Origin of the sequence: Tardiphaga sp. (assembly GCF_028290785.1) — a bacterium.
GTDB lineage: Bacteria > Pseudomonadota > Alphaproteobacteria > Rhizobiales > Xanthobacteraceae > Tardiphaga.
The window spans coordinates 1-7,254 of record NZ_JAQGJD010000089.1 but is presented as its reverse complement, the minus strand read 5'-3'; the positions used below and the strand labels follow the sequence as shown (position 1 = coordinate 7,254).

The 7,254-nt window shown below is 62.9% G+C and carries 8 protein-coding genes; 3 read left to right on the top strand and 5 right to left on the bottom strand.

The window, feature by feature from the left end; all coding sequences use genetic code 11:
• Nucleotides 1-185 precede the first annotated feature (185 nt).
• From JWR89_RS04955 to JWR89_RS04945, 3 genes are all read right to left on the bottom strand, one after another.
• Nucleotides 186-956 (bottom strand): glucose 1-dehydrogenase, encoded by a 771-nt coding sequence (locus JWR89_RS04955; protein ID WP_299712472.1) that lies wholly within the window; start codon nucleotides 954-956, stop codon nucleotides 186-188.
• A gap of 85 nt (nucleotides 957-1,041) precedes the next feature.
• Nucleotides 1,042-1,227, bottom strand: a complete 186-nt coding sequence (locus JWR89_RS04950; protein ID WP_299712470.1) for a hypothetical protein — start codon at nucleotides 1,225-1,227, stop codon at nucleotides 1,042-1,044.
• 267 nt (nucleotides 1,228-1,494) lie between these two features.
• The gene (locus JWR89_RS04945; RefSeq protein ID WP_299712467.1) at nucleotides 1,495-2,040 is read right to left on the bottom strand and encodes a Crp/Fnr family transcriptional regulator; all 546 of its coding nucleotides are present in this window, start codon (nucleotides 2,038-2,040) and stop codon (nucleotides 1,495-1,497) included.
• Nucleotides 2,041-2,175: 135 nt separating this feature from the next.
• Here JWR89_RS04945 and JWR89_RS04940 point away from each other — a divergent pair, with 135 nt between their 5' ends.
• Nucleotides 2,176-2,631 (top strand): hypothetical protein, encoded by a 456-nt coding sequence (locus JWR89_RS04940; RefSeq protein WP_299712465.1) that lies wholly within the window; start codon nucleotides 2,176-2,178, stop codon nucleotides 2,629-2,631.
• 190 nt (nucleotides 2,632-2,821) lie between these two features.
• Here the strand turns inward: JWR89_RS04940 and parE are convergent, their stop codons facing one another.
• Nucleotides 2,822-4,864 carry a DNA topoisomerase IV subunit B gene (gene parE, locus JWR89_RS04935; RefSeq protein ID WP_299712462.1) on the bottom strand — a complete coding sequence of 681 codons (2,043 nt, stop codon included), beginning with the start codon at nucleotides 4,862-4,864 and terminating at the stop codon, nucleotides 2,822-2,824.
• A gap of 85 nt (nucleotides 4,865-4,949) precedes the next feature.
• Nucleotides 4,950-5,324: a hypothetical protein gene (locus JWR89_RS04930; RefSeq protein WP_299712459.1), complete on the bottom strand. Its 375-nt coding sequence runs from the start codon at nucleotides 5,322-5,324 to the stop codon at nucleotides 4,950-4,952.
• 179 nt (nucleotides 5,325-5,503) lie between these two features.
• Here JWR89_RS04930 and JWR89_RS04925 point away from each other — a divergent pair, with 179 nt between their 5' ends.
• Nucleotides 5,504-6,034, top strand: a complete 531-nt coding sequence (locus JWR89_RS04925) for a DedA family protein (RefSeq protein ID WP_299712457.1) — start codon at nucleotides 5,504-5,506, stop codon at nucleotides 6,032-6,034.
• Between the two features lie 151 nt (nucleotides 6,035-6,185).
• On the top strand, nucleotides 6,186-7,175 hold the full coding sequence (locus JWR89_RS04920; protein WP_299712454.1) for an MBL fold metallo-hydrolase: 990 nt from the start codon (nucleotides 6,186-6,188) through the stop codon (nucleotides 7,173-7,175).
• Nucleotides 7,176-7,254: the final 79 nt, after the last annotated feature.

Below are 7,254 nucleotides of genomic sequence, written 5' to 3'. Positions count from 1 at the left end.
AGCAGTTTTGGATTGAATAGACCCAAAGCTCGTCATTGCGAGGTCAGGGAAAGCCAATTGGCTTTCCCCTTAGCGAAGCGACGCGGCAATCCAGAAGGCCACAGGCAAAGACTGGATTGCTTCGTCGCAAGGGCTCCTCGCAATGACGGCCGAGGGACTTTGATTCATCTCAATCAAAAAATGCTCTATCCTTGCACGGAAAATCCGCCGTCGACCGGAATGGCGGTGCCGGTGACGAAATCTGACGCGCGCGAAGCCAGAAACACCGCGATGCCGGCGAAATCGTCTGCAATGCCCCAGCGAGCCGACGGCGTCCGCGCCAGCACCTTGTCGTGCAGGCCATCGACCTCGCGGCGCGCGTTCTGCGTCAGCTCGGTATCGATCCAGCCCGGCAGGATGGCGTTGCATTGGATGTTGTCCGGCGCCCAGGCCACCGCGCAGGCCCGGGTGAACTGCACGATGCCGCCCTTGCTGGCGGCATAGGCCGGCGCGAAGCTGGCGCCGAAGATCGACATCATCGAGCCGATGTTGATGATCTTGCCGCCGCCGGCGGTCTTCATCGCGGGGTAGGCTGCCTGCGAGCACAGGAACGCGCTGGTCAGGTTGGTCTTGATGACGCTGTCCCACTCCGCCAGCGCCAGCTCATGCGGCGGCTTGCGGATATTGATGCCGGCATTGTTGACCAGGATGTCGATGCCGCCGAATTCGCTTTGCGTGCGGGCGATCATCGCATCCACGGCGGCCTTGTCGGTGACATCGGCCGAGATCGCAATCGCCTTGGCGCCGCCCTGCGTCAGCTGCGCGACGACGGCATTCGACTTGGCCTCATTTCGCCCGACCACGACAATCGCCGCGCCGGCGGCGGCCAGCCCGCGCGCCATGCCGAGCCCGATGCCGCCATTGCCGCCGGTAACGATGGCCACGCGGCCGGTGAGATCGAACAGGTGATTGGTCATGTTCCGTCCTGATGCTTTGCCTCGCGCGTTCTGTGGCGCGCGTGATGCATCATCGCAAGGCTGGCCGGAACATGGAAGAGGGCGCTCAGCGCCGCGACAGCCACATCAGGCCGAGCCCGACCGCAGCCAGCGCCGCGCCATACCAGGCCCACTGCATCTGGCTGATCATGAAGCTGGAACGCGGCCACGCCACGAAGCCGGTGCCCTGGCCGATCCAGAGCAGGCCGATGGCGAAAGCGAGAAGACCGAGGGTGAGAAAGGGAATGCGCATGGGAGATATACGGCCGGCGGGAGGGAAGGTTTCGGGCTCATCTTCGTAGGGTGGGCAAAGGCGCCCTTGCGCCGTGCCCACCACATCAGCAGACTGACTTTGTCATGCCGCAGTATGTCCGTGCCAAGACCGAAGGCATCTCGAAGGGCATCTTTCGCTGTACGGCTCGATAGCTCCGTCTCAAGCGATCGATTGCGCCAACCAACAAGCTGCTTTCACGGTCGGAAAGCACGACCGTGAAGAAGAATGCACTGAAGATCTGATCCACTACGTTTGTCCGAAAGTCTTCCGTCGTCTTCCGATCTCTCGATAAAGAGCTTCGGAGCTGACGCCAATTTCATGAGCGATCATCGACCAGCTTCCCTTTGGGGGCAGCGCCCCATGCCACGCACGCCAAGCGTCAAGACGGGCGGCGACCGTCTTCAACGAGAGAATCTCGGAATGAAGGCGGGCGTTCTGAACTTGGTGCGCCAAATGCCGCGCCCACGTTTCGGCGAAAGCGGGACTTCCGGCCAAGCGCCGCCTGAAATCGTTGAGCTTGGCCACCCACGTTGTCGCCGCCGTCTCCGCATACGCGTCGCAGTGGTAACGCGCGGAATAGACCGACGCTTCCGCGAGCATGGTGCCGGCTCCGGCTCGTTGCAGGACGAGGGGCGAGCCCTCGGGTTGGTGTCGCACAAGGTGGATGATCCCAGTCCGCACGAAGTGAATCGATTTTACGCTATCGCCGAGGCGAAAGACCGACTCCCTCGCCAGGAACGACATCTCACGGTGCGGCAGGCCTTCCAGGAGGGTTGAAAGATCGAGGTTCATGATCGTTATCATGTTCACGCTCTCGCCTCTATGGCAACAGAGCGCTCTCAACCGAGGAACATCCCATGATCCGTGCCATTGCCCTTGCCGTTTACCTCATCCCGACCGTCGCTCTGGCGCAGTCTCCACTCTCAGATGGGCGGCACGCGGCCTACGCAGCCCGGCCAGAGCGCCTTTGCCGCTGTACAGGAGATCGTCGGGATTTTGGAAGCTGATCCCAAAACCGACTGGTCAAAGGTCAATATCGAAGCCTTGCGCCAGCACTTGATCGACATGAACGGCGTCACGTTGTCGGCCGAGGTGAAAAGCGATCCGGTAGACGGAGGCGTTCGTTTCACCGTCACTGGCCCGGGCGGCGTGCGCGATTCCATCCGGCGGATGGTCGCGGCCTACGCCGCCACCATGAACGGCGTCGGGGATTGGCAGTTCGTCGCCGCTGAAATCGACGGCGGAGCTACCCTCGTCGCTCGCGCCCCCGCCAAGGATATCTTCAAGTTGAAGGCGTTGGGCTTCCTTGGGGTCCTGACGCGGGGCACGCATCATCAGGAACATCATCTGATGCTCGCACGCGGTGAACACCCTCACTATTGACGGCGATGGACATGCGCGCAACGGCGTCTATCACCACAAATCGGTCGACCGGATTTCGAACGTCGTTGCGATCGCCCAAGAACTGCTCGATCATCTGAATCTCTTGATACGCTTCGTCTACGTAGGAGCGTATCGTCGATCGCGACCCAGCCGCGGCTCGGCGCCAGTACGACGCGGCCTAGCTACTGGATCAGACGTCCAGCAGATCCTCGCTGGCGAATTCCGCCTTGTCGGAGATGAACGCGAACCGCGCATCCGCCTTGGTGCCCATCAGGCGCTCCACCGAATCCGCGGTGCCTTCGCGGTCCTCGGCCAGCAGCACCACGCGCAGCAGGGTCCGCTTCGACGGATCCATGGTGGTTTCCTTGAGCTGCGCGGGCATCATCTCGCCGAGGCCTTTGAAACGGCCGATGTCGACCTTGGCGTTGGCGTTGAACTCGCTTTTCAGCAGCGCGTCGCGATGCGCCTCGTCACGGGCATACACGGTCTTGCTGCCATGGGTCATGCGGTACAGCGGCGGCACGGCCAGATAGAGATGGCCCTCGTCGATCAGCTTCGGCGTCTGGCGGTAGAAGAACGTGATCAGCAATGAGGCGATATGCGCGCCGTCGACGTCGGCGTCGGTCATGATGATGACGCGGGAGTAGCGCAGATCCTCTTCGCGATAATGCGCGCCGGTGCCGCAGCCGATCGCCTGCAGCAGATCGGAGATCTGCGCGTTGGCGGTGATCTTGTCCTTGGTGGCGGAGGCCACGTTGAGGATTTTTCCACGCAAGGGGAGGATGGCCTGGGTCTTGCGGTCGCGCGCCTGCTTGGCGCTGCCGCCTGCGGAGTCGCCCTCGACCAGGAACAGTTCGGAGCCTTCGGTGGCGGTGTTGGTGCAGTCGGACAGCTTGCCCGGCAGCCGCAGCTTCTTCACCGCGGTCTTGCGCGAGGTTTCCTTTTCGGCGCGGCGGCGCAGCCGCTCGTCGGCGCGCTCCAGCACGAATTCCAGCAGCTTGTTGGCCTGCACGGGATTGCCGGACAGCCAGTGGTCGAACGGGTCCTTGATCGCCTGCTCGACGATCCTCTGCGCTTCGGCGGTGGCCAGGCGGTCCTTGGTCTGGCCCTGGAATTCCGGCTCGCGCACGAACACTGACAGCATCACCGCGGCGCCGACCATGACGTCTTCCGAGGTGATCGACGAGGAGCGCTTGCCCTGGCCGGCGCGCTCGGCGTGGTCCTTCAAGCCGCGCAGCAGCGCGCTGCGCATGCCGGCTTCGTGGGTGCCGCCGTCGGGGGTCGGCACGGTGTTGGTGTAGGACGACATGAAGCCGTCGGCATCCGCGGTCCAGGCCACCGCCCACTCGCACGACCCGTGCGCGCCGTTGCGGCCCGACTTGCCGGAGAAGATGTCGGGATGCACCAGCGTGTCGTTGTGGATCGCCGCGCCAAGGAAATCCTTGAGACCGCCGGGGAAGTGAAACTCGTCCTCGGCCGGGATGTCTTCCAGGCCCTTCAGCAGTTCCGGGTCGCAGCGCCAGCGAATTTTCACGCCGCCGAACAGGTAGGCCTTGGAGCGCGCCATCTTGAACAGCCGCTGCGGCTTGAACGCCGCCTTGGCGCCGAAGATGTCGGTGTCGGGCTTGAAGCGAATCCGTGTGCCGCGGCGGTTGTGGATCTTGCCGAGGTCCTCGATCTTGCCCTGCGGGATGCCGCGGGCGAACGTCATCTTGTAAAGTTGCTGGTTACGCGCGACCTCGACCTCGAGCAGGGAGGACAGCGCATTGACCACGGAAACGCCGACGCCGTGCAGGCCGCCGGAGGTCTCGTAGACCTTGGAGTCGAACTTGCCGCCGGCATGCAGCGTGCACATGATGACTTCGAGCGCGGACTTCTTGGGGAATTTCGGATGCGGATCGACCGGGATGCCGCGGCCGTTGTCGGAGACGGTGAGATAGCCGTCGGCGGCGAGTTCGACTTCGATGAAGGTCGCGTGGCCGGCCAGCGCCTCATCCATCGAGTTGTCGATCACCTCGGCGAACAGATGGTGCAGTGCCTTCTCGTCGGTGCCGCCGATATACATGCCGGGCCGGCGCCGAACCGGCTCCAAGCCTTCGAGGACTTCAATATCGGCAGCGGTATAACCGTCCTCCGCCGAGACCGCGCGAGGGGCGGCCTTGGGCGTTGGCGCCGCTTTGGGGGCGCCGCCGAAAAGGTCTTCTTTGGCGTTTGATTTCAATGGCTTCGACATGGTTCTTTATGTGTTGAGCACAGGAATCGCGAATCGATTTCCCTGACTATGCCATGGTTACGTTGCCAATGTGACTGCCTGTGCCTCAGCCCCGGACCCGCTCGGTGCGGAACACGAGCACGCAGAACAGCACCATTGCCGCCAGCATGGTCAGGGCGCCGACGATCGGCACAACTTCCAGCCTGTGACTGATGCCGAGCACCAGCGCGATGCCGGCCGGGAACAACAGGCCGCCGACGATGTGCAGCCAGCCTTGCACCTTGGCAAGGTTCGATCGTCCGACGGTGGGAAAGGTGCGGTAATACAACCCGAACAGGAACAACAACACGCCGCCGACCAGGTTGAGGTGCGCATGCGCCGGGCCCAGCAGGAAGTTCTGCTGGATTCCCATCACGATGCCGGCGAGCATCCCGATCAGCAGCACCACTACGCTCACGCACATCATCAGCGATCCGATCATCACTTTATCCTCATACAGATTGGTTTTTTGGGGTGGGGACGGCGGCAAGGACCGATCGCTGTTGGTGTTGTGACTTGCTGTGATCGGGCCGGCCGGTCTACGTCTGCTTGGACATTCAACAGCTAAAAAGGTTCAGCGGTACCGCGGGCTGCTCGGCTGCCGCAGAGGGACATCTCCACATGGAAGGCTGGATGCACGGGTTGATCGAGTTCGTGCGCCTGCACCAGAACTGGGCCGCGCCGATCGTGCTGGTGCTGGCATTCGGGGAATCGCTGGCCTTCATTTCGCTGCTGATCCCGGCCTGGGGCGCGTTGGTGGCGATCGGCGCGCTGATCGGTGCCAGCGGTCTGAGCTTCTGGCAGGTCTGGCTTGCCGGCGGCGTCGGCGCGGCGCTGGGTGACTGGCTGTCGTACTGGTTCGGCGCCCGTTACAAGCATCAGGTCGCGCAGATCTGGCCGTTGTCGCGCTATCCGGACATCCTGCCGCGCGGCGAGGCCTTTGTGCAGAAATGGGGCGTGCCCGGCATTTTCATCGGCCGCTTCTTCGGACCATTGCGCGCCTCGGTGCCGCTCGCGGCCGGAATTTTCGAGATGCCGTACTGGCGGTTCCAGGTGGCGAATATTTTGTCGGCGCTGGTGTGGTCCGCGGCGCTGCTGTTGTGCGGCGACATCATTTCGGAGGTCGTCAAATGGTTGTGGCACACGGTTTGAGTAACGGAATAATTATCTCCATCAGGTGTTGGTAGCTGTGGTGAGGGCGCGACAATAAATCGCTGGCTCGTGGTCACGAACAACGCGATTTGTCGATACCAACGCCGCTACAAATAGGGCAAAGGCCCACGACATCCCTGGGGAAAAAACAATGGATCTGTCACGACGTCACGCTCTGGCCGGCGCCGCCGCGCTGGCTGTATCGCCGCTGCTTTCGACTTCTTCTGCAAAGGCGGCCGTTCCGCTTTCCGACAAGCAGGCTCCCAGTTTCTATCGCTACAAGGTCGGCGACGCCCAGGTGAACGCGATTTCCGATGGCGCCAACACTTTTGCGCTGCCCGACACGCTGGTGCTGAACGCCAAGAAGGACGAGGTCAACGCCGCGCTCGAGAAGGCCTTCATGCCGAAGGACAAGATGACCATCCATTTCGCACCGCTGGTCATCAACACCGGCGGCAAGCTGGTGGTGATCGACACCGGCAACGGGCCGGGCGCCTTTGCCGCGACCAAAGGCAGCGTCGGGCAATTTGCCGGCAACATGGCCGCCGCCGGTTTCGATGCCAAGGCGGTGGATATGGTCGTGATCTCGCACTTTCACGGGGACCATGTGAACGGGCTGCTGCTGGCCGATGGCTCGCCGGCGTTCCCCAATGCCGAGGTGCTGGTGCCCGCGGCTGAGTGGAAATACTGGATGGATGACGGCGAGATGAGCAGGGCGGCCAACGACCGGATGAAGGGTCTGTTCGCCAGCAACCGCAAGGTGTTCGTCGATGGGCTGAAGAAGAAGGTCACGCCCTATGAGTGGGGCAAGGACGTCGCGCCCGGACTGCTGGCGGTCGAGTCGGTTGGCCACACCCCGGGCCACACCTCCTATGTGCTGTCGTCGGGCTCGGACAAGGTGTTCATCCAGTCGGACGTCACCAATCACCCCTCGCTGTTTGTCACCCATCCGGGCTGGCACCTGACGTTCGACCAGGATCCGGCGCAGGCCGAGACCACCCGCCGAAAAGTCTACGACATGCTGGTCGCCGACAAGATGCGGGTGCAGGGCTTCCACTACCCGTTCCCGGCCAACGGCTATGTCGAGAAGGATGGCAACGGCTACCGGCTGGTGCCGGCGCCGTGGAGCCCGGTGATCTAACCGTCTTGACGAAATGTGGGCGCGGCCTTATGACCGCGCCCATGATCAACGCCGCGACCAGCATCATCGCCCGCCGCCG